General features: G+C 59.5%; 21 protein-coding genes. 8 read left to right on the forward strand and 13 right to left on the reverse strand.

Annotated elements, in window-relative coordinates:
• Window positions 1-28 precede the first annotated feature (28 nt).
• Window positions 29-886: an AraC family transcriptional regulator gene (locus tag VSP_RS39840; protein WP_009963554.1), complete on the forward strand. Its 858-nt coding sequence runs from the start codon at window positions 29-31 to the stop codon at window positions 884-886.
• A gap of 6 nt (window positions 887-892) precedes the next feature.
• On the opposite strand, the gene VSP_RS39845 is transcribed toward VSP_RS39840, so the two are convergent.
• The 7 genes from VSP_RS39845 to VSP_RS22680 all read right to left on the reverse strand — a co-directional run bounded on the left by VSP_RS39845 (window position 893) and on the right by VSP_RS22680 (window position 7,365).
• Window positions 893-1,195, reverse strand: a complete 303-nt coding sequence (locus VSP_RS39845; RefSeq protein WP_009963555.1) for a hypothetical protein — start codon at window positions 1,193-1,195, stop codon at window positions 893-895.
• Between the two features lie 34 nt (window positions 1,196-1,229).
• Complete coding sequence (locus VSP_RS22655; protein ID WP_009963557.1) at window positions 1,230-1,958, reverse strand: hypothetical protein; 729 nt, start codon at window positions 1,956-1,958, stop codon at window positions 1,230-1,232.
• A 182-nt stretch (window positions 1,959-2,140) separates the two neighbouring features.
• Window positions 2,141-4,036, reverse strand: coding sequence for a hydrolase (locus VSP_RS39850; protein ID WP_009963559.1), 1,896 nt, complete (start codon window positions 4,034-4,036; stop codon window positions 2,141-2,143).
• An 89-nt stretch (window positions 4,037-4,125) separates the two neighbouring features.
• Window positions 4,126-4,854 carry a GNAT family N-acetyltransferase gene (locus tag VSP_RS39855; protein WP_081452662.1) on the reverse strand — a complete coding sequence of 243 codons (729 nt, stop codon included), beginning with the start codon at window positions 4,852-4,854 and terminating at the stop codon, window positions 4,126-4,128.
• 48 nt (window positions 4,855-4,902) lie between these two features.
• Window positions 4,903-5,229 carry a hypothetical protein gene (locus VSP_RS36845; RefSeq protein ID WP_044133636.1) on the reverse strand — a complete coding sequence of 109 codons (327 nt, stop codon included), beginning with the start codon at window positions 5,227-5,229 and terminating at the stop codon, window positions 4,903-4,905.
• Between the two features lie 67 nt (window positions 5,230-5,296).
• Window positions 5,297-5,686: a nuclear transport factor 2 family protein gene (locus VSP_RS22675; RefSeq protein ID WP_009963564.1), complete on the reverse strand. Its 390-nt coding sequence runs from the start codon at window positions 5,684-5,686 to the stop codon at window positions 5,297-5,299.
• Window positions 5,687-6,033: 347 nt separating this feature from the next.
• On the reverse strand, window positions 6,034-7,365 hold the full coding sequence (locus VSP_RS22680; protein ID WP_009963565.1) for a sensor histidine kinase: 1,332 nt from the start codon (window positions 7,363-7,365) through the stop codon (window positions 6,034-6,036).
• A 226-nt stretch (window positions 7,366-7,591) separates the two neighbouring features.
• Here VSP_RS22680 and VSP_RS22685 point away from each other — a divergent pair, with 226 nt between their 5' ends.
• Together VSP_RS22685 and VSP_RS36850 are read left to right on the forward strand one after the other, a co-directional pair.
• Window positions 7,592-8,635, forward strand: coding sequence for a quinone-dependent dihydroorotate dehydrogenase (locus tag VSP_RS22685; RefSeq protein WP_198141212.1), 1,044 nt, complete (start codon window positions 7,592-7,594; stop codon window positions 8,633-8,635).
• Between the two features lie 104 nt (window positions 8,636-8,739).
• Window positions 8,740-10,707, forward strand: coding sequence for a protein-disulfide reductase DsbD family protein (locus VSP_RS36850; RefSeq protein WP_009963568.1), 1,968 nt, complete (start codon window positions 8,740-8,742; stop codon window positions 10,705-10,707).
• A gap of 183 nt (window positions 10,708-10,890) precedes the next feature.
• On the opposite strand, the gene VSP_RS39860 is transcribed toward VSP_RS36850, so the two are convergent.
• The 3 genes from VSP_RS39860 to VSP_RS22710 form a co-directional block, all read right to left on the reverse strand.
• On the reverse strand, window positions 10,891-12,858 hold the full coding sequence (locus tag VSP_RS39860; RefSeq protein ID WP_009963569.1) for a DUF6600 domain-containing protein: 1,968 nt from the start codon (window positions 12,856-12,858) through the stop codon (window positions 10,891-10,893).
• 255 nt (window positions 12,859-13,113) lie between these two features.
• Window positions 13,114-13,659: a hypothetical protein gene (locus tag VSP_RS22700; protein WP_157211007.1), complete on the reverse strand. Its 546-nt coding sequence runs from the start codon at window positions 13,657-13,659 to the stop codon at window positions 13,114-13,116.
• Between the two features lie 272 nt (window positions 13,660-13,931).
• The gene (locus tag VSP_RS22710) at window positions 13,932-16,097 is read right to left on the reverse strand and encodes a transglycosylase domain-containing protein (RefSeq protein ID WP_081452664.1); all 2,166 of its coding nucleotides are present in this window, start codon (window positions 16,095-16,097) and stop codon (window positions 13,932-13,934) included.
• A gap of 195 nt (window positions 16,098-16,292) precedes the next feature.
• Between VSP_RS22710 and VSP_RS43655 the strand changes: the two genes are divergently transcribed.
• Both VSP_RS43655 and VSP_RS43660 read left to right on the forward strand, forming a co-directional pair.
• Window positions 16,293-16,820, forward strand: coding sequence for a nicotinate-nucleotide diphosphorylase (locus VSP_RS43655; protein ID WP_198141213.1), 528 nt, complete (start codon window positions 16,293-16,295; stop codon window positions 16,818-16,820).
• Window positions 16,817-17,146: a nicotinate-nucleotide diphosphorylase gene (locus VSP_RS43660; protein WP_009963574.1), complete on the forward strand. Its 330-nt coding sequence runs from the start codon at window positions 16,817-16,819 to the stop codon at window positions 17,144-17,146. The genes VSP_RS43655 and VSP_RS43660 overlap by 4 nt, the downstream gene beginning before the upstream one ends.
• A gap of 7 nt (window positions 17,147-17,153) precedes the next feature.
• Here VSP_RS43660 and VSP_RS22720 read toward each other — a convergent pair whose 3' ends face one another.
• Together VSP_RS22720 and VSP_RS22725 are read right to left on the reverse strand one after the other, a co-directional pair.
• Window positions 17,154-18,311, reverse strand: coding sequence for a right-handed parallel beta-helix repeat-containing protein (locus tag VSP_RS22720; RefSeq protein WP_009963575.1), 1,158 nt, complete (start codon window positions 18,309-18,311; stop codon window positions 17,154-17,156).
• A 59-nt stretch (window positions 18,312-18,370) separates the two neighbouring features.
• Entirely contained in the window at window positions 18,371-18,781 is a 411-nt protein-coding gene (locus tag VSP_RS22725) for a hypothetical protein (RefSeq protein WP_156345040.1), read from the reverse strand.
• Window positions 18,782-19,011: 230 nt separating this feature from the next.
• Between VSP_RS22725 and VSP_RS36865 the strand changes: the two genes are divergently transcribed.
• Together VSP_RS36865 and VSP_RS36870 are read left to right on the forward strand one after the other, a co-directional pair.
• Window positions 19,012-19,806 carry a class I SAM-dependent methyltransferase gene (locus VSP_RS36865; RefSeq protein ID WP_009963578.1) on the forward strand — a complete coding sequence of 265 codons (795 nt, stop codon included), beginning with the start codon at window positions 19,012-19,014 and terminating at the stop codon, window positions 19,804-19,806.
• A 37-nt stretch (window positions 19,807-19,843) separates the two neighbouring features.
• On the forward strand, window positions 19,844-20,035 hold the full coding sequence (locus VSP_RS36870) for a hypothetical protein (protein ID WP_009963580.1): 192 nt from the start codon (window positions 19,844-19,846) through the stop codon (window positions 20,033-20,035).
• Window positions 20,036-20,071: 36 nt separating this feature from the next.
• Here the strand turns inward: VSP_RS36870 and VSP_RS22740 are convergent, their stop codons facing one another.
• Complete coding sequence (locus VSP_RS22740; protein ID WP_009963581.1) at window positions 20,072-21,568, reverse strand: glycoside hydrolase family 10-like protein; 1,497 nt, start codon at window positions 21,566-21,568, stop codon at window positions 20,072-20,074.
• A 138-nt stretch (window positions 21,569-21,706) separates the two neighbouring features.
• Between VSP_RS22740 and VSP_RS22745 the strand changes: the two genes are divergently transcribed.
• Window positions 21,707-22,462 carry an RraA family protein gene (locus tag VSP_RS22745; protein ID WP_009963582.1) on the forward strand — a complete coding sequence of 252 codons (756 nt, stop codon included), beginning with the start codon at window positions 21,707-21,709 and terminating at the stop codon, window positions 22,460-22,462.
• The last annotated feature ends 31 nt before the right edge of the window (window positions 22,463-22,493 follow it).

Consider the following 22,493-nt stretch of genomic DNA (forward strand, 5'->3'; position numbering starts at 1 on the left):
TCGACTAGCCTCATAGCCACTCCCAACAATGACCCGGTTTGTACGCAGTTATTTCCACACGGAGCGGGATGCCGTGCGCGCGTCGCTCTACACCACCGTCCGGGCCGGGCACCTGACAGCCGACAAAACGCACCACATCGAGCGGGAAACCCTGGCGGGACACGAGCTGGTGTACTGTCTGCGGGGTTCGGGCACAGTGCGGGTGGCAGGGCGTGTTCACCGGGTCAAGGCGCGGGGACTTTACTGGGTCTCCTGCTGGCATCCTCACCAGTACCAAGCCGACCCCATCCAACCTTGGGAGCTCTACTGGGTCCGCATCGAAGGGCCCGGACTGGATGCTCTGGCCTCCCTGCTCCGGATTCGGGAAACGCCGGTTTTCCCCTTGCTGGACGATGCCGCCACGAAGGCCTGCTTCATGGATGCTTTCAACATCCTGGAGTCTCCCAGCCCCAATGCCCCCGCCTCCATGCACGTGGCGGTGGCCCGCCTGCTCTCTCTTCTGTACGAAAATCGCTTCAAAGACGGCGGCCAGGACACGGAGCCCGTTCCTAGCACCTTGGAACGCCCGCTCATTCGCATGCGCCAGCACTATGCCGACGCCCTGCGCCTCTCAGACCTCGCCCACCTGGCAGGCATGAGCGTGAGCCACTTCATCCGCACCTTCAAGCGCACCATGGGCACCAGCCCCATCGACTGGCTGAGACGCGAAAGAATGAACCAGGCCAAACACCGTCTCATCGATACTGACGAGCCCATTAAGGAGATTGCCCGGCAGTGCGGCTATCGGGATCCCTACTTCTTCAGCAAGGATTTCAAAAAACTCACCGGGCTCCCCCCTACGGACTACCGGGTACAGGAGCGCGGCCGGGCACACGAGACCTCGTAAGCTCCTTCACCTGAGGAGAGCAATGCCCATCGCAATGAGCAGGATGACAGCGGTGAGCCACCACAAGGGGTGCAGCCCCCCAAACGCCAACTTGGAGCGCTGACCAAACTCCCGGCGCATGAACTCGTCGTAGTCAAACTCGTCGCCGGGCAGATCCAGCCCGGCGTAGTCGCTCGCGGCCAGATTCCACCCTGTGCGGTGATCTGCCCCGCACCCCCGGCAGGCAATCGCTCCCGGAGTCACGTCTTCTCCACACACGGGGCACACCTCAGGCGTGCGTGGACGGCTGTTGTGATATCGCTTCTTCACTGACACTGCCAACGTGCCATAAAAGCCGGTGGATTCAACCCGTCACAAGCAGGCGGGGATCCTCTTTCCCAAGCAGCCCACGCTGCAGCTTGGCCAGAGGTTCCTCGACCCGCCCTGCATACCCGGCAAAGGCTTGAGCCAGACGCTCCTGCCAGCGCACATGCATCTGGTTGAAGACCGTGCAGCCCCACAAGAAAACCTCGCGCCCCTTGCGTCTCGCCCGGAGTCGCTCAGACTCCATCAGAGGTCCCGCCAGTTGGTTGGGATCCTCATCATGGTTGCCATGGAGGGCCAGGAGCAACTGACCGAGCAGGAGGAAAGGGGCATCGTCCGCGCACCAGCGGGCCGTCACCACCCGAGAGTGCATTTCCTCGTACACGTTCGCCAACAGTCCAAGCAATGCCCCATCGTCCAACTCCCATGCATCATCGAGCAGACTGATGGCCAGATAGTTCGGAGGAAGGTTGTCATCCGGCCCTTTGTTGCCCGAGCACATCGCCGCCCCCACCGCATTGGTGAAGATGCGAAAGCGGCGAAACCTGTCCTCGCGGGTCCCATTCTCCACCTCGCCCCACTGGGTCAGCCCAATGGTTTCCGTGATGTTGAAGCTATAGACCTCCGGCACCTCACGGGCATGATAGATAGCCGTGAACTCACGGATGTATCCCGTCCCGCCTTGCTCCTCCGGGCAGAATTCAAGAATGTCCTGAAGCGTCACATGACTCAAGGCATCTTGAAAAAGCTGCTGACAGGCGGGGTTCATGGTCAATGCATGTCCATTCCGGGCGGGCGGTGACAGTCGGACCAGCTGTTGATTTTGCAACCAGTTCGGCAAAATTGGATCGATTCGTAAACTTCGCCGGAAGCCTTTGTTGTAAAGACTTCGTGCGCTTTCAGATAGGGCGGCGCTTGGCCAAGCCCCTTCGAAGGGCATTCCATGATCCTTCACTCCCGCTTCACCGTCTCCAACACGTTCACGTTTGCTCTCATCTGCCGCGCCCTCGGCGAGTTCCACCCATTGGCCACATCGTGATATCCGATCCACAAGTCCCCGTCAGAGGGACCTTCTATCACAGAGGGGTAAGTCACACTCTTGCCGCGGACAAGGGGCACCGGTCGAGACCAGCTTTTCCCGTCGTCGGAGGAGAGCGCCAATTGTAGCTCCCTTCTCCCCTTGGACCGCTGATTCCAGACCAACGCCACTCGCCCATCTCTCAATCGGGTCAGGCTGGCAGGAGCAGAGGAGGCATCGATTGTCGTAGGCCCAGGCACCGTCCAGTTGAGCCCGCCATCTGAGGAATACGCCTCCCAGAAGACTTTGCGGGTGGTGCGGATCAGCATCCAAATCCGCCCGTCGTTCAGCGGCAGCACCGCTGGCTCCAGCGCCCCTTCGTGGTCCCCTGCCCCACCCATGTCCAGGGGAGCCCCCAGGTCCCAGCTCCGCCCGCCATCCGCAGAGATCGCCACACGGCTGACCAATCGCCCCGGATTGTTCACGTAGTGGGAAAAGGGCACTACCAGTTTTCCATCCGCCGTTTCAACCGCCCCATTGGTGGCTCCGCTGTAACCGGTGAAGATTCTCTGCGGCACCGACCAGGTGGAGCCCTGGTCCTTGCTTCGCGTCGTCCAGATATCGCTGGCAGTGTCTGAGGCGGGATTGACTCCATGCCATGCCCACTTTTTAAATCCGAGATAGAAGACATGGATGGTGCCATCCTTGGAAACCAATACGGAAGGATGTGAGGGCTGACAATCCGGATGACGGGCCACCACCTGCTCCATCTCCCACGACTTGCCTCCATCAAGCGTGCGTCGCGCGGCAATCCACACTGTACCGGGCTTGCTGTAGTAACTGGAGGGGGTGGAATACACCGCCATCATCGTGGTTCGATCCTTCAACAAGACCAGCCCACTCCCCAACACGGTGTCATGCGGAGAATCGAAGGTGATATCCCTGGCCGCAGGATGGATGATTGCCGTGGTCCCGCTCGCCTGCCAGGCGGGGGCCGACGTGATTGACAGCTTTCTTTCCTGCGCCATCTTCAGGAGAGCAGTCTTGAGCTGGTTGCCCACCACGCGATGCCCTTCATCGTTGGGGTGCATCCCGTCCGCGAGCAACTGGTCCAGGCTTCCTTTCATCTCCGCCGCCCGTGCGGCCATGGCTGGCGGCACATCCACCAGCTCAACTTTCTCCTCAGCTGCGATGAGCCGCACCTTCTCAGCGTAGGGATTCAGCGTGACATTAAAGCCATCCGGCTCGTCCGGCAGGTAGGGCGCGCGTCCGTACATTTCCTTGAGCCTGGCCGTCCAGCGCAGAGGATTTGGCGTCATCAATACCACCGCAGCCTTTCGGGCCTTGAGGCTCTGCACGAAGTACCTCAGGTTTGCCTCATACGTTTCCAGCGCCACTCGCGGCACCGTTGCCGCAGGTTGTTTCCAGACATCCACAGCCGAGTCATTGATGCCAAACTGGATGATCACCATCTCAGGATTCTTTGCCAGCACATCGCTCTCAAACCTCTGCCTCGCCATTGTGGTCGTGTTACCAGGCACGCCCGCATTGATCACCTGCACCTGCCGCAGTTCCTCCTGCAGAAGTAGAGGATAAACCGTGACCGCACCACGCGGCGCGGTGGTGGAATCGCCAAAGGCCACAATGGTGACGGGCCTCTCCAGTTCCTGCCCCTCCAAAGCGAGAAAAGCCCCCACCATCACGAACCCAAGCCCGAGTCGCAGCCACTTATGAAACTGTAAAGAGCGCATGCCTCCACTACGGCCAGCACTGGCACGGCTTACAGGAATGTCCTGGTCACAATCCTTGACCAGAAAACGCAGTTTCATTCAGACCAAGACCGGCACAAACGCCAGTGGACCAGCGGCGATGCCCAGGCAGGCCTGTACCAGCATCTCAGAGTCACCTCGTGTTGCCGTCATGGCCCTCTCTCACCCGGCACAGCCAGCCGGCCCGACCGAATGGCCAAATCAGCAGGATTGAACATGGCGAAGTAAGGCGAATCAATCCAACCACGCGTCGGATGAAAAAACCAGGAACGGGCCTCACCTTCCCGCTCAAATCCCACGGATTCCAGCAAGCTCAAGCACCGAAGGTTGATGCTGTCACACATGGCATTGATCTTGAAGACGCCCAGTTCCTCAAACAGAATCGCCGTGACTGCCGCAACGGCCTCCCGTCCATATCCCTTTCCCGCATGGGGATGATGGATCACCACCCCCAGATTGACACTATAGTAGGGCAGCACGTATCCCACCGGCACCAGTCCGATCACCTTTCCGGTCCCCTTCAACACCACTTTGAAAACCAACCTCCCGGACTTCTTGAAGCCGGAGGGAAACCTTCCCGCCCGGATCCTGCGCCGGGTTTCGCGGGGAGTGTTGGGACTGGAGATCTCGAACTCATAGTTTGCCGGATCTCGGTCAATCTCGTGCACCTGACGCCAGTCGCGACGGACAGCCAGATCAATCTCCAGCCGGTCAGTCGTCCGAGCAAATGTCGGCACATGCACTGGCTCTCCAGCCCGGCGTGGCACGACCACAAACACACCACACCAACCGCACTTGATGAGCCTCCCCACAAAATGCTGCTCCACCGCGTAAGGCGCACGACACCGACAATGGAAAGCATGAAGAGACTGAGTCATGAAGTCAATACAGCGGCAGTGCCAAGCCAACACTGTAGGCAGACTGAGTCATCCGACGATCATCACCTCGACCATCTCGCGGATTTCTTCTGAGAGGCCATTCCATTCCTCCGCTTCGACGAGTTGCTCGGCGTGCATCTGAGCAAGCAACATCAAGGCAGTGGATCTCTTGGGGTTGTCAAACATCCGCGCCATCTCTCGTTGCGTCTGCCGTGCAAATTCGAAGACATCAATCAGGCGCTCCTGCGGATTCTTTCCCTCAGCTACGGCAAGCTTCTGCAAGGCGCTCAGTCTGCCCTGCGAAAAGCGCTGAAGCGCCGACTGATGAATGAGCCAAAACTTCTTCCAGTCCGATTCTGGGATATCTCTAAACATGGTGATCAAAGGATTGCCCCATGCTATCCAAAACTTCTCTGCAAGCAACCCACAGCCCGCATCACCGCTACTCCATCGCATCCCATATCACTTTGGTGTCGGTGAACTGGCGAAAGCGCTGCACTCGGCCTCCGGTGAGATCGTAAAGATGAGCGGCCGGTGAGTTGAACGTTTTGCCCGTCAGACGGTGCCTCCCTCGATAGCGCCCGACCACGACGATCGAGTTGCCGGCATCAAGGTACCGTTCGACCTCGTACTTCCAGTCCTCCCACGTGTCGTCAAACGTCCGGAACACGCCATCCACCACCGCCTGCGGTCCATGCCAGGTGGCCCCCCGCGGAAAGCCCTCGTTCTGGACCCACTCCAGGTCCCGCGCGCAGAGAGCGATGAAGGCATCGTAGTCTTTTTCGCGGAACGCCTTGTACAGGTCATGCACGATCTGAAGGTTGGTTTTCATTTCAGGTGTTTACGAAGTCCGGACACTCGAGAATCAGGCATCAGACCCAATACCAGCTGCGAAGCAACGGCTGTCCAGTAGGCCCAGCCCTAAGTCACCTCCCGGCGATACGAGGTGCAGAATGCCGACAGGAATGAAACCAGGATCGGCACCCCGATTAAAAGGGCGAGGGAATAGCGCTCGAAATCACGGATCCCGTACACCGCAGTTCCAAAACCTACGAGCGCAGGCATCAAAACGGCGAACCAAGGATTGCGAATGACTGCTGTCATAGATGGGTGCCCACCCCTCTCATCTGAAGCCTCAGGTTGCAACTTGTGCCATGGAAAAACAAATCACGCAAAGCATCACGACTGCGGCGTCTGCGTGCCGATCATCCCGGCAAAAGCACCAGCATCCCGACGCTGGGTTACGCCCGGATCTTGGACGTCGGGCTGCGTGGGACGGGAAGCGCTGACCCGGTTCTTGAAGGCATGGAGAGGTGCACGAATACGAATCTGGGCCACGACATAGCCTTCCGATGGTCCAATCGAGAATTCAGTACGCCCTTCCCCCGGGTAGAGCAGTTCCAGGCGTCTCTGAAGGTTGCTCAACCCCACGCCGCTGGCAGGACTTACATCCACCCGGTCCACCGTTGGCTTCCAGACGCTGTTGCTTGTCACCCGGATCACCAATTCCCGTTCCAAGGCCAGGAAGTCGGGCACCTCGCTATCGAAAATCATCTCTGCCACCTCCTGCAGATCAGGGGCGGATTCCTGTTCGTGCCGATCACCATGGACGGGTCGCATCCGCAGTTCTTCCAGCACCGCCTCATCACCTTCCTGCTTCCGATGGTCCACTTGAATCCAGAGGTACAGCGGATGATTCCCGGGAGCCCGATGTTTGATGGCGTTTTCCACCAGCGGCTTCATGAAAACACCGGGCACAGGGATGTGACGGCTGGAGGGATCATCCACATCCACCCTCACAATCAGGTCATCGCCAAAACGGGCCCGCTCGACCTTCAAGTACTCGCAGATCGCATCCAACTCCTCCCCCAACGGAACGAACGGCTTGTCCCGGTTGGCGAGGCAGAAGCGCAAGTAGTCAGACAACCCTCTGACGACGGGTAATACCTTTGCGTTGCCGTGAGACAGGATGGTGACAGCATTCAGAGCATTAAAAATAAAATGTGGCTCCAGGTGCGCGCGCAACATGAGGAGCTCAGACTCCCTCTGACGGGCCGCCGCAAGCGCCAGCCGCTTCTCATTCCTCTTGGCGCGGATGAAAGCGCGCAGCATGAAGAACAAGAGTCCCCAAAAGAAAAAGATAATGAGATGCAGCCAGAAGGAAGCCGCCACGAAAACGGGGCCGCTCACGTTACCTCTTCCCAGCTCCATCATCCTACGCAGCCATTCCGCACCGTACCCGTCCACTGCGGCAGTTGCGGCAGCCATCCCCACCAGCAGTGGTGCCAACACGAGAGACTTTGCCTTCTGGGCAAACGGGCGACGGTAAACCCACCGCAAGCCCAGGCAGAGCGCAAACCCCAGCACGTCACGGCTTAAAAAGAAAATCATGTCTGGCACGAGGCTCTCCCACGCCCCTCCCATTGGCTTGGCAAGCACCACCCGCACCGGCAGCATGCTGAGGGAGAACAGCAGCCACCCGCTGCAATGAAGCTTCCAAAACAAAGGCATCCTCTGGATTAACTTGAACACGGCGGGGGATAGATTGTGGCGCAGGAAAGAAGCCAAAACGGCACCGCCCACGTCTTCGCCACCCCCGGGAACCTGTATTGGTTGCTACGTGCTACAGATAACAGGAACCCTTGGCAATTATTTTTAGTCAAACAATTAACTTCCCTGATAGATCACCTCATTTGCGATTTTTTCCCCGCGAGGTATGGCATACGACATCCTTCCCATGTCCTTGATCCACCGGCTCTACCCACTTCTTCGCCCTCTTCTTTTTCAGCTTGACGCGGAAACTGCCCATGAATGGACGGTGAAGCTGCTCAAAATGGGGCATGCGCTCGGAATGCTGGAAGGAACGGAGTCTGGTGCCCCCCCGCCCCCTCCCATCAAGGTCCTGGGCCTTGAGTTTCCCAACGTGGTGGGTCTGGCGGCGGGCATGGACAAGTCGGCTGCCGCTGTGGACGCTTGGGGTGCGCTTGGATTTGGCTTTGTCGAGGTCGGCACGCTCACCCCCCGCCCGCAGCCTGGGAACCCCACCCCCCGACTTTTCCGGCTTGTTGAGAAAGAAGCCATCATCAATCGCATGGGCTTCAACAACCCTGGCATCCAGGCCGCCGTCGCCCGGCTGGAGAAGCGGCAGGGCACCGGAATCGTGGGCGTGAACATCGGAAAGAACTTCGATACCCCCAACGAGAAGGCCGTGGACGACTATGTGATCTGCTTGCGGGCTGCTTATCCCGTTGCCGACTACATCGCAGTCAACATTTCCTCCCCAAACACCAAGGGTTTGCGCGATCTACAGGCGGAGGAGCCGATCCGTCGCCTGGTCGGAACGTTGAAAGAGGAGCAGCAGCGTCTGGCAGCCCGTCACGGCGACAAGAAGCCACTGCTAGTAAAGATTGCCCCCGATCTAGACCCCGCCCAAATCGACAGCCTGGTACGTGTCTTCACAGAACAGCAGCTGGATGGAGTGATCGCCACCAATACCACCATCTCCCGTGAAGCCGTCGCGGGCCATCGCCTGGCAGAGGAGGCAGGCGGACTGAGCGGAGCACCCCTCACCAGCCGATCCACCGAGGTCATCGCCACCCTGCGAGCCGCACTCCCTTCCTCCATGCCCATCATCGGGGTAGGCGGCATCATGACGGCAGCCCAAGCTCAGGCGAAGTTGGATGCGGGAGCGGCCCTCGTACAAGTTTACACCGGTCTCGTTTACCGTGGTCCAGCTCTGGTGCGGGATATCGCCGCCCTCAACGTCTCGGGTAAAAAATGAGGGAATAAGCTCCAACGAGCGTCCTCCCATCTTCGTTCCAACTCGTGTGAACCTGTCCACGCCGACAACATTTAAGCGGTGACAGGCGTTAATCCCCTATGTCTATGACAGCCTTCCTGCTCCACCCCCGACGGCACAGCTTGTTTCTCCTGGCCCTGCTCGCTCTTTTCCTGACCCCACCTGGAGTTCGGGCTCAGTTCGGTCTGGAAAACAAACCGGTAACTGCTGAGCTCGTTTCCGAGCTAAGCACCGTGGGCACTGGCAAGCCTTTCAAGGTGGCAGTCAAACTCGAGCACCAGCCCACTTGGCATGTCTATGGGAAGACCATTCCCGCAGGGGCTCCTGGCCTGCCCACCCGAGTCACCTGGAAGCTTCCCGAAGGCTGGAAGGCCGAAGAACTGCCCTGGCCAGCCACCCATCGGATTCAGTCCACCGGCGGCATCATGATGGATGCCTACGAGGGCACCGTGTACCTTCCCTATCAAATCACGCCCTCCGCCTCTGCGGCGGCTGGTAGCGAAGTCAAACTGGAAGGTCAGGTGGATGCCCTGGTTTGCGATCCGAAAACCTGCATGCCAGTGAAGCTGCCCTTCACCCTTACACTTCCCGTCGGTGCCGAACCTTCGGACAATGTCGGAACCAAGGCCATCTTTGCCGCAGTCAGTGCTGAAAAAGCGCTACCTGCACCCGCACCTACTCCGGCTTCCGAGCCCAAGCAGCCCGAGGGGACCTCGGCACCAAAGACAGCCCCCCCAGAGCCCACCCCCACACCCTCCGCTTCCGGAGAAACGACCAAGGCAACAGCGCCCCTCAAGGCCGAAGGCGGCTTGGCAGGCAAGCTTCTCCTCGCGTTCGCAGGTGGATTGATCCTCAACGTGATGCCCTGCGTATTCCCCGTATTGGGCATTAAGATTCTTGGCGTGGTGAACCAGTCTGGTGAGGACCATCGCAGGGTTGTGTTGCACGGCCTGGCCTACACCCTTGGGGTGCTGGTTTGTTTTTGGGTCTTGGCGGGCGTTATCTTGGCACTGCGCTCAGGCGGGGCGCAGATCGGCTGGGGAGCCCAACTCCAGTCGCCCATTTTCGTCCTGCTGCTCACCCTCTTTCTCTTCGCCTTCGGCCTGAACATGGCCGGGCTGTTTGAAGTGGGGACCTCCGCCACGGCTGTCGGCAGCGGCCTCACGCAGAAGGCAGGCTTGGGCGGCTCCTTCTTCTCAGGATTGCTGGCGACGGTGGTGGCCACCCCGTGTGCGGCCCCCTTCCTCGCCCCAGCCTTGGCCTACGCTTTCGTATTGCCGCCGATTCCTTCGCTCCTGTTCTTCACCGTGATCGGGCTGGGCCTCTCATTCCCCTACCTGCTTCTCTCCGCTTTCCCAAAACTCGTCAGCCTTCTGCCACGGCCTGGTGCCTGGATGGAGAGCTTCAAGCAAGCCATGTCCTTCTTGATGTTTGCCACGGCGGCATTCCTCCTCTGGACCTTCGCCGGGATGGTTGACGACTACGGCCTGCTTAAGGCCATGTTAGGTCTCGTTCTTGTAGGAGTGGCGTGCTGGATCTACGGACGCTGGCAACTGCCTTACAAGCCATCTAAAACCCGCCTTACGGCAGCCGTCCTCACGCTCGTTTTCTTTGTGTCCGGCGCAGTGCTTGCCTGGCCGGAACCCATCCGCAGGAAGTCTGCCAATACGGCCAACGGGGAAGTGGCAGCGCTCACCTGGAAAGAGTGGTCCCCTGAACTGGTCACCCAACTCCGAGAGGAGAAGAAGCCCGTGTACATCGACTTCACAGCCCGCTGGTGCGTGACCTGCCAGACGAACAAACTCGTGTATCGTGACGAATCATTGCGCAGCGAGTTTCGCCGCCTTGGGGTGGTCACGCTCAAAGCGGACTGGACCAATCAGGATGAAGTCATCTTCAAGGCCCTCCAGGATCTGGGGAAAGCAGCCGTTCCCGTAAACGTGCTCTACGTTCCAGGAAGACAGGAGCCTGTCGTGCTCAATGAGCTACTCACTGTGGCACATGTAAAAGAGACACTCGCAAAGATCGGACAGCCCGTGGCTGCCGCGAAATAGGTTCGCAGCTCAATCCCGATTCATCACTCGCCTCCGCCCCCCTCACGGGCGGAGGCTTTTTGTTGGGGAGAGGGCCAAATTCATGCCCGGGCAGCAGGTCACCCACCACGATACAAAAGAGAAAGGTGTGACCCGTTTCCAGGTCACACCTCTTTGGATTTTGCTCAGACGAGTTCCCATGCCTTACTTGCGCCCTTTTTCCTTCTCCTTCTCCTTGTCCTTGTCATCGTCCTTGTCACGACCGCGCTTGGCACCTTCACGTCCACCGGCGGGAGGATTGTCTTCCCTGCGCTGAATTTGAGGCTGAGGGCGGGATTCTTCAGTACGGCGCTGCTGGCTCTGCATCTGCTGACGACGGCCTTCCTCTGCTGCACGGCGGGAGCGCTCTGCGGCTTCACGTTGGCTGTCCTCACTGCGGCGACGGGTGTCCTCCATGGCCTTGCGCTGGCCATTCTCCGCTTCACGACGCTGGGTTCCTTCTGCGGCTGCGCGCTGGCGATCTTGAGCCTCCTTTACAGCTCGTTGCTGCTTCTCCCGTTCCATGTTCCGCGTGCGCTCCTGTGCTTCGTTCTGTTCACGTGCCCGGGATTCCGCGGCCTTGCGGCGTTCCCCTTCCATCCGTTCTTTTGCAGCCTGCTCACTGCCTTCACGTTCACGCTGCATGCGCACTGCATCATCACGTTTTTTGGCTTCCATGGCAGCCTGACGCTCTTTTTCGCGTTGGGCGTCCATTTTCATCTTCTCGCCACGCTCTTGATCCATACGATCACGGTCGGCCACCTCCTTTTTCTTGTCAGCGACATCACTTTCCATGGCACGCCGGCGTTGTTCAGCTTCCATCGCGTCGCGACGTTCCTTCTCACGACGGTCAACCATGGCTGGAGGAGCCCCACCAGGGCGCCCCACCCGTCCATCCTCATCATTGTTACGCTTGCTCTCCCGGTCATCCATGGCCGTGCCACCGCGCTGTTCACGCAGCTTCTTCTCCTCTTCCAGACGACGGGCTATATCCGCTTGTGATGCTCCACCAGGAGGAGTCAGGCTTTCATCACGTCTCCCCCCAGGCAACATTCCCGGCCCGGGTCGACGGTCATCACGACTCATATCGCGCCCCTTCTGATCCCGGTCATCATTCGCACCGATTCGCCCCTCCCTTTCTCGCCCCCCTACCACCTTTTCTGGCAGCACCTGAGGCCGTGTCCGGTCGCCGTCCTGACGCATGCGTTCACGAATGCGCTGGGCCACCGCCGGATCCTTCACTCCGTCCCACCCGCGGTCGATACGTCGTTCGGTCACTCGTTCCTTCACCTTGGCAGGTTCGCGTCGCTCATCGTCACGAAAGCGGCGGATGTTCGGAGATGCCACGAGGAAATTGTCCCCCTCGCGGTGATTGATCCCGCGTCCGTATTCCTTGGGATCGCGGCGCATGCGATCAAAGTCAAAGTCCTCTCTCCGGCGCAGTTTAAGCTCCCTCACTTCCCGCGTGCTGCGCTCGCGCACAAAACCGTATTGCGGCCCGCCAATGTACACGTTGTTCACGACGGCATCACGGTAGCTGATATGGGTGATGTTGATCGAATTATTGATGATCGTAACGTTTCGCTCATAAGGCATGATTACCGTGCGCAGCCGCGGCTCGCCAAAATCTCGGTACCTCACAAAATTGTAGCAGGAGGGTCCGATGTCATAATAGTCATCCACCCAGGTGTTGAACCCAATGGAGATCTCAAATCGAGCCTCTGGCGGCAGAGGAGCCCAGCCTACATACTCCTTGTCCGGGGTGTCGCGCCACGAAACCCACGCTGGAGCCCATTCATACCCTGGCACCCAGACCCACCCCACTCCGATCACGCGGGCCCACCGGCCATAGTGGTAAGTAGCCCAGCCAAAGTCTTCGTTGGACACCCAGGTCCAGCCACCATCGGTGTGCGCCCAAGATCCATCAGAGTAAGGGCGCCACATCGGGTCATCCACAGCCGCATAAGGACGCCAGCAATACCCATAGTCATCCACCCCGATCCATTCACCATAGGGATCCAGGGATTCGTAGAAGAGTTCAAACGAGACAGTTTCCTGCGCCTGTACAGCACGGGGTGGAAGCGCGACGCACCAGAGGGCGAAGCTTAAGAGGAGTAACGGAAGTGTTTTCATGACATTGCAAGGGGGTGTTGGAAAGAAAAGCCTGGACCAGTCCCTGCCCATTCAGACTGGCCTGGTCGCCCTTCTATTCACTGGATCGCACCCCACTTCCCTACAGGCTGCTTCGAAACCTGCCCTTCGTCGCCGTGACCCGCTGCACGAGCTGGCCAGGCCAGGAGAGGCTCAAAGCGCAAGACCTCCCGGCTGACAACCATGCCAGCCGGGAGGTCTTATCAGAAACGGGTCGATTCAGAGCTGGAAAAGCCCCTAGGCAGCAACAGCCTCACTCGACTCTTCAGTCACGGCTGTGACGGAGCGGTGGGCGAGGGGAATGGCCAACCAGATGGCCTTGGCCATTTTTTCGGTCGTGGTCGCCTCGCGCAGAGCTTTTACCCCCACGCGACATTTCACCTCGCAGAAATACGTGCTTTGGATGGGAACTTGCAGGCCCATTCGGGTCGTGGGGTTGAGGGCCGCGGGAAAACAGTTGTCCTCCGGCAAATTGCTCACGTCCTGTCCAGTTTCCATCAGCAGCATCTCACGGAGGCGGGCGTGTACTTGTGCTAGCGTCACCACCAACCGACCTCCCGGCGACACCCCCAAGGTGCGCTCTTTCACCGTCCTCAGTCGATTGGCCGTAATTCCGGCATAGTGAGTCGCTTCCACAGCATGAGGCCGGTCCGACGCAACCACCGCGCTTCGCATGGAGGCCGCGCGACTGCGGCCCTGCGGTGGTTTGGGGAAGATCGCACCTCGCCGATCTCCCGCCAATAGATTCCTTTGTTTCGGGATGACGCCGATGTTCGAAGACATGGACGTCCCATTCAGTGATTTCCGCGATTTCATGGGTGTTGGAGTCTTGAGGATTTTCCTACCCGAGCCTGATGTCGGGGCTTTTTCCGCAATCCGTTTGGAGTACTGAAGCGCACTGTGGATGATCCCTGTTGTCAGAGCAGCGCACCGTTAGAGATAATATTAGGCAAATGCCCTACCCTCCACAAGAATAATTTATGCTAATTGCGGCAATTTCTCCAAGCTCCTATTCTTATAGCAATTCAGTTGCCTGAAACTCCCCCTGACCGGGTTCATTTGAACCATCGAAACAAACGGCCAAAAAAGCCGTCTTTTTTCTCGCGAGGCTCCGTTCGCGTGAAAATTCCCCCTCCGCCGTGCACAGCGCAGGCTGACTGCGGCACCATTTCCACCGGGAGGTTATCGGTGTACGCTTGTCCGGCCTGCTGACAGGCTGCTGTGGCGAGTTGCCCGCTCACGCGGCAGAGGGTCACCTCACTGTCCAAAGCCTCTGCGGCCAGAGCGACGGGCTTGTAATCGAGCGCCACCGCTGACTTCATGACGTCCGCCCAGACAGGGAGCGCCAGCTTCCCGCCATAGCCGCCAGGGGCAATGGTTTGCGGGCTGTCCAGCCCCACCCAGACACCGCAGGTGATCTCCCCAGTGTAGCCGACGAACCAGGCGTCCTTGTAGTCATTGGTGGTGCCCGTCTTTCCGCCCGCTTTTTCCTTGAACCCATACTCATTACGGGCCGGGGCTCCTGTGCCCTGGTCCATCACCTTCTCCATCAGGCGCCGCGTGGCATTGGCGATGTAGTGGGGCATGGCGATCGCTTCCAACACCGGCGTGGAGTAGATCACCTCCCCTTCGGAGTCGGAGATCCGCTCAATGAGAAACGGCCGTCTTCTCACCCCTTGATTGGCAAAGACACTCATCGCGCTGGTGAGCGACTTCAGGCTGGTGCCCATATTCCCGATGTAGATCTGGGGCGTGATCACTTGCGGCTCTCCCAAGCCGGAGTCCCTCAGGAGCGCCAGCACATTCTCCATGCCAGCATAGTTTCCCACCCGCACCGTCATGGCATTGCGACTGCGAACGAGGCCGACGGATGCGGGCTGCCATCCCAGAAATTTTCCATCTGAGTTGCCCGGGCTCCAGTTTGTGTCGGTGTCTTGCAGTTCACCGGGGCGGATCGGTGCATCTTCCACCAGGGTGCCGGGAAGCAGTCCCTGTTGAAAAGCGGCAGCGTAGATGAAGGGTTTGACCGTCGAGCCAATGGGCCGGGACCCTTGCAGCGCCCGGTCAAACCGACTTTGGGTGTAGTCCCGCCCCCCCACGACCGCCAGGATCCCGCCAGTGTGATTGTTCACCGCCAGCACCGCGCCCTGCAGATAGGGCACGGATTGAGGTTCCGTCGCACCATCCCAAGCGGCATCAAACTGGGCTTTGGTCTGGTGACTGTAGCCACGTTGCTTTTCCACCTCCCTCAGCCGCTTCTCCAGGGAAGCTTCGGCCGCTGCCTGAATGTCCTTGTCCAGAGTGGTGTGGATCACCAATCCGCCATCTTCCACGTCCTGGTCATTGAGAATCAATTCCAGATCGCGACGCACCGCCTCCATCATGTAGTTGTCCTGGGAACGGATCACGGGCAATGCCGCCACCACGATATCCTCCTTCATGGCCGCATCAGCCTCCTCCTCGCTGATGGCATGGGTGGCGACCATTCGCTTCAGCACATCGTCTCGCTCCTTGAGGGCTCCTTTCCAATTTCGAAAAGGAGAAAAGCGGTTGGGGCTGCGGATGATGCCTGCCAGCATCGCGGACTCCCCAGGCGTCAGCTCGGAGGCCGACTTGGCAAAGTAGGCCTTGCTCGCACGTTCGATTCCATAGAGCCCGCTGCCGAAGAAGATGCGGTTCACGTAGAGCTCAAGGATCTCTTCCTTCGACTTCTCGGCCTCAATACGCCTTGCGAGCATCACCTCCACCAGTTTGCGATTGAGGGTCTTCGCGTTCAGCCCGTCAAAGCTGTTGCGGGCGAGCTGCATGGTGATCGTACTCGCCCCTTGCACGGCCCGCTTGTCCTTGAGGTTGCGCACCGCCGCCCGCAGCACCCCTATGTAATCCACCCCACCATGGTCGTAGAAGCGGGCATCCTCCCGGGCCAGCAGCGCCTTGATAAAAAATGGCGATACCTTGGCAAAGGGCACCACCACGCGATTCTCGCCATGCAGCTTTCCGAGCTCCCGCCCTTTCACATCCAGCACCACCGAGCGCTGCGGCATCTCCCCCAGCTTGGCGATGTCATACTGCCGCGCCATCTGGCCAAACACAACCAGCACCGTGGTGCCAGCAGCAGCCCCCAGCAGCAGCACAATCAATCCCAGTCGGGTGAAAATTCGGCGAATACGATGGCGTGGAGCTTTAATCGGCTCGGGAGTCGGCAGAGCGGGATCGGTCATGCGGGATGGGATTGGAGTTCCTCTCACCTGTGCTTCCACCAAATGCAAGCCGTGCGAACGGCGCGTGAATTCTCTGTGAAATGGCGTAGAAAATCAAATGTAACGGCACGCATCTGGAGCATGGAGGAATCCAAAAGCGGAATCGGACTTTCCTTGCAGAGTGAGCGTTGCCGTTTGAAGTATCCCCTCCTCCCCATGTCTGACACCTTTCTGCCCGAATCCGCTGTCACCCTCGTTCAAGCCGCGCTGCTGGAGGATGTGGGCAGCGGAGACCTCACGTCCGAGTTCTTCGTTCCAGAGAACAGCGTGACCAAGGCGAGGATCTTCGCCAAAGAAGGCGGCGTCACTGCGGGAGCGGATGTCGCCCGCTATGTGTTCGAAGCGGTGGATCCTACCCTCTCAGTGCATCTGGAGCGACACGATGGGGTTCCTTTTGAACCCGGAGACACCATCCTTCAGGTGGCAGGCCGCACGCGCAGCATCCTTACGGCCGAACGCACCTCTCTCAATTTTCTGCAACGCCTCTGCGGCATCGCGACTCAAACACGCCGCCATGTAGAAGCCGTGCGCCCGCACCCGGTCAAGATCCTGGATACCCGGAAGACCACTCCTGGCTGGCGACTGCTGGAAAAACATGCCGTCAAATGTGGGGGCGGTACGAACCACCGCATTGGACTGTATGACATGGTGATGGTCAAAGACAACCACCTTCTGGGCAGATGATCGTCAGGAAGACTTACAGGGCAGCCATTCGCGCCGTGCACCAGAAGCATCCCCGGGTACGCATCGAGCTGGAAGCTGACACTCTGGAACAGGTGGAACGCTTCCTGAAGCTCGAAGGCGTGGACGTGATCCTGCTGGACAACATGCCACCAGACGTGATCCGCGAGGCCGTGTCCCTGGTGAATAAACGTGTTTTACTGGAGGCCAGCGGAGGCATCACCCTCGACACCCTGCCGCAGTATGCCGCCACCGGCGTGGATGCAATATCCATCGGTGCCCTGACGCACACCGTTCGGGCGCTCGACCTCTCCCTGGAACTTCTGTGATGACGGACTAGGGCGATTCCCATGGGATGATCTTGTTCCCGGTCGGCGGTTCTGCCTCCACCCCGGGTTCCAGATACCATTTCTTGGTGGCGGCCCCCATGATCAGGATGTTGTCCTTCACGATCACGTCTGTGGGCTTCTCAAACTTCGAACCTCCTGCCGTGGCCAGCACCATGTGGGTGGCATTGCCGTTACGTCGAGCATCCAGATAGTTGCCCTCAATCACGACACCATGCGAGGCATTGACCACGAGAATGACGCCGTTGTTTTGCAGGGTTGACGCGGTCACCACCGTGTTGCCTTTCAGGAGGACTTCTGCCGAGCGGTCCTCCACGTGCAACGCCTCCGCTCCGTAGTTCTCTATGCGACAGTTCTGGACTGTCGCCTTCTGAACGTTGGCGAAACCCACCGCAAATCCACCGGAGGCGTTCTTGCTACGATTGTCACGAAACACACAATCGCGCACAACGATGTCACGCATCGTGCCGTTGGGAGCGTTGAACTCCAAATCGGAAGATTCATTCTCCGCGAACTTGGAGTTGCTCACCAAGATGCCTTCAACCTTCCCTTTGGCTTGATTGGACTGGAAGAGACCGTAGGTGCAGCCGCGGATTTCCACCCCATCTATTTCTAGCCGGGTCAATTCTCCACCCCCGACTTGAAGGCCATGGCAGTAAGTTCCCGGATAGGCGGCTGAGTTTCCGAGGAATCGGCATCCCCTCAGGGTCAACCCCTGCACCTTGCCCACCACCGGCATGATGACCAGAGGGAAGGCCCCTCGACGCTCGATAGTGATGCCTTCCAACACCACCCCACTTTGGGGTCGCAAGAATTCCCGGTATTCCTTTTCGCCCCCTTCAGAGACCAGGGCAAATACCGACTTCCCCCCTTGACCCAGGATGGTGACTCCAGCTGGCACCGTAAGCCCCGCCTTTCCCAACATCACCCGGTACTCCCCGGGCGGCACCAGGAGGGTGTCTCCCGGCTGTAGGGCGCTCAACACCCGGGCCAGCGGATCCCGGAGGTCCGCAGAACTGACTCCCGCGACCTGACCCGATATCTCGGCAAAGTTCACCGTCCGTGCTTCTGCCGCCACCGGCACCATTCCAAGTGCCAGGCAGAATAACCAAAACCACCGCTTGAAGAAAAGAGGAGCCAACAACATGGGCGAGAGGAGAGTGATACGAAAGCCCTCCCTCGCTCTTGCAGCAGGCGCAGTCAGTCCTACTTGACGCGTTCCCGCGCAGACATGCGGAGCCGGCCCACCTGATCACGTGTAAAGGTGAACTTCTCCCGGACGGTCTGAGACTTCTCGCTGCTGCCGTACTCCACCCGCACCATGACGACAAACGGTGCGCTGACGATCTTTTGCACGCGGAACACCGGCTCCGCCTTCGGCCGGAGAAAACAGTACAAGGGCAGGTGTGGCCGGTCCGCGTTCCAGAGCCAGCGTGCCAGGGGAAAGTCAGGCACCTCGGAGAGCGCCACCATCAGTTCACGTACCATGGCCTCCCCATATTCCCGCCCAAGTTTCCCTGCCGCCCGACGGCTTCTCAGGTGTTCCATCCAGGCAGCCACGGGATTCTGATGCACCTCCTCCATCTCCTCTATAAGCTGGAGAGCGTGTTCGCTCATGGCTTGACGAAAAGCTTCCCGCGAAAGATCCCCGCGATCAAAGGCGGCAAAGATCTGGCGTGGAGTTTGCAACGAGGCTGACGGAAGCGACGACACGTGACTGATACGTTGACGAGAGATTTCCCGGCCGCAAGTGCGGGGCGTTGCTTCCTGTACACAGCAGGTTCTACGGTTGAACTGGGGGCCGGCCCCCGCCATGATACGTGACCGATCCGCTCCCGACACCTGACATGACTCTCGCCGACTGGTACGACACCCCCTTTTACTACGACATCATCTTCGACCAGGACACGGACAAAGAAGTCGCCTTCCTGGAGACGATGATGCAGCGTCACGGTGGAAAAGCAGGCAACAAACCCCTCCGCGTCCTGGAACCCGCATGCGGATCTGGCCGGCTCATGGCGGCGCTCGCCCTACGCGGCCATGGGGTGTGGGGCTTTGACTTGAACGAAAACATGACGGCCTACACCCGACAGCGGCTGGAGAGCCTGAACTCCCCAGGCACGGTGTGGGAGGATCGAATGGAAGACTTCACCCTTCCTCGAAAAGCAAAGACGAAGTTCGACCTGGCCCATTGTCTGGTGAGCACCTTCAAGTACGTGATGGAGGAAGCGGGCGCCGCATCACACCTGCAGCGGGTGGCCGACAGCCTCCGCCCAGGCGGTCTGTATGTGCTGGGCCTTCATCTCACCGACTACGATGATCCCAATGAACAGCACGAGCGGTGGGCAGGAAATCGGGATGGCGTGCGGGTCATCTGCAACACCCATACCTGGCCGCCAGACCGCAAAACGCGCAAGGAGAAGCTGCGCACCCGGCTTCACATCACTCAGGACGGTCGGACCAGGATTCAGGAAACGCGCTGGGAGTTCCGCACCTACAATGCCCGCCAGGTGAAAGCCCTGCTGCGCAAGGTCCCCCAGTTCACCTGTGTGGCCTGCCACGACTTCCACTACGATGCCGAAGACCTCCGAAAGCTCGACGACAGCTATGCCGATATCGTGCTGGTTTTGCGACGCAATTGACTTGCGAACGATCCTCAGAAGTGAATACCTTGGCGTCATGAAGAAAACCCTTCTGCTCGGTTTGGCCGTGGGAGCCGTCTCCCTGCTCCTCTCATCCTGCATGGCCACCAAAGGTCTCGGTCAGGACATGCAGATCTTGGGCGAGAAAATTGAGCACAAGGCGGATGAATCCCTCGCGCCCCGCACCCCACCGCCCTCCGCAGGTGCGTACGTGGCACCGCCCTTGTAGTGCGGCATCACATCTCCCCTGTCCCGCCGGGCCAAGTCAGCGCACCATAGGGTCACCACTGATGCCGGAACGGCTGATGGCCCGGATGGCCACGGCCTTGACACCAGGGGGCAGAGTGTAGATCTTCACCTCTGTGGGCAGCAGTCTTTTGCTCACCCAGTTGCCGTTTTCATAGGTTTGCACCAGCCACCACTTGGTGAGGCTCAACATGCGCTCGTCCAGATAGTCCCATGAAACCGTGTTTCCTGAAACATTCATCACCGGAGTAGGCGGCTTTTCCATCCCCAACCAGGAGGCCGAGGGGGGGATGGCAAAATCTTGATAAGCCCGCCCCCGGCACAGATCGGCAAGAGTCCCCTTGTTCTTGCCAAGAGCACTGTAGTTCCAATGCAAATGCCCCGGTGGCATGTATGCGGCACGCATGCGCACGATCCCGATCTGGCGAAGAATCTCATGGGGCTGACGGTCCTGCAGCACTCTGTCTGAGGCCATGCCCGGCCAGATGTGACGGCGGGCCGTGTTCTGAGAAAGCCACCAGTCAAACAGCGCGGAGAAGCTCAGGTTCTTGGGCTCATTAGGCCAGTAAAGCTGAGGTGCCATGTAGTCCACCCAACCGCGCTGCAACCACTTCAAGGAGTCCGCGGAAAGGGCCTCATAGGGATCCAGCGCCCCCTTCGCATATCCGGCGGGATAATTGGGCCGCCAGATGCCAAAGGGGCTGATGCCCACTCGAACCCAGGATTTCTCCCGTTTTACCATGTTGTAGAGCTCCTCTACAAAGGTGTCCACATTCTCGCGACGCCAGTCAGACTTGCCCAGCTTGCCACCCGCTTTCTGGTAGGCACTGTAGCTACGATCATCAGGGAAGGGCGCACCCTTCACCGGATAAGGATAAAAGTAGTCGTCCATGTGGATGCCGTCCACATCGTACCGGGTCAGCACATCCTGCATCACGGCAAGCGAGTGCGCACGCACCCCCGGTTCACCCGGATCCATCCAAGTGTCCTCCCCGTACTTCATGCACCACTGGGGATGCGTGATCGTAATGTGTTTGCCAGCCCCCTTGTACTTGGGACCGCTCAGGGCGCGAAAGGGATTGAACCAGGCGTGCAGTTCAATGCCCCGGGCATGCGCCTCCTTGATGAAGAACGCCAGGGGGTCCCACAACGGGTCGGGCACCTTGCCCATCTCATTGGTCAGCCATGGGGACCAGGGTTCGAGGTTCGAGGCGTACACCGCATCCCCGGCAGGCCGCACCTGAAAAATAAGGGCATTCAACTTGAGCGTCACGGCCTTGTCGAGAATACCCGTGAGCTCTGCCTGCTGCTTGGCGGTGGGATCCCCAGGCTCGAAGGGGAAATCAATACCCCTTACAGTCGCAACCCAGGCCCCACGAAACTCCCGCAGCGGCTGGGGCGGAGGCGGCACCTGGGCCTGGGCCGCCAGAGGCAATGGCACCAGTCCTGTGGCCAGGGCAGACACTACCGCGGTGGCCAGGTGTACCCGGATCCGGTGGATGAAGGTGGGGGGCATGCGCGCACTTCATGCCTTGAAATGCCCGGCTGCGCAAGCTCCCAATCCCCCCGTCCGCCGTCTAGCTGGTCCGCCTTCTTTACCAGTGAAGCCCCTCCCTGGCAGACGTTAAGTTCGGTGCCATCTCCCAGAACCGCAATGAATGCTCCCCGCCTCCCCCACTCTGACCTGCTGCAATTGAAACGCTGGAACACTCCCACGATCTATAACGGCTGGGAGCAAATCACCCGGCGCAATCCCTGCGCTGAAGGCTTCAACAGGGAGGAGACCCGGGACTACATGCCGCAAATGGGCCCCATGGTCGGGTATGCGGTGACCGTGGTCATCCAGCCCAGCAATCCCGACCACCGCACCCAGTCCCCTGACGCCTGGTTGAGATACCGGGAGTACGTGGCCAGTGTGCCAGGGCCAAAGATTGTCGTCGTGCAAGATTTGGACAAGCCAGGGGCCATCGGAGCGTTCTGGGGTGAGGTGAACAGCAACATGCATCGCGCCCTGGGCTGTGTGGGCACGATCGTGGACGGCGCCATTCGCGATGTGGATGAGATGACCAACGCGGGATTCAAAGCCCTGGCACGACGTCTCTGCGTGGGCCATGCAGCCGTTCACCCGGTGCAATGGAACGGTGAGGTTGAGGTGTTTGGCACTCCCGTCCAGCCCGGCCAGCTCATTCATGCGGACAAGCACGGCTTCCTCGTGGTCCCTCCGGAAGACGAAGCTGGTCTGCTGGAGGCCGCCCGCTTCATGGACGCGAACGAGTGCAACACGGTCATCCCAGCCGCGCGGGGCACCTCCGGGCTGGCGGCCAGTCAGATCCTCGATCAATTGGCGGCAGCGGGGCGTCAGTTCGGAGAAGCTGCCCGGGCAAAGTTCCAAAAAGACGGTGAATGGTAGCCAGCCATGGGTTCCACATGTGTTCACCCTG

This window comes from Verrucomicrobium spinosum DSM 4136 = JCM 18804, assembly GCF_000172155.1.
GTDB classification, from domain to species: domain Bacteria; phylum Verrucomicrobiota; class Verrucomicrobiia; order Verrucomicrobiales; family Verrucomicrobiaceae; genus Verrucomicrobium; species Verrucomicrobium spinosum.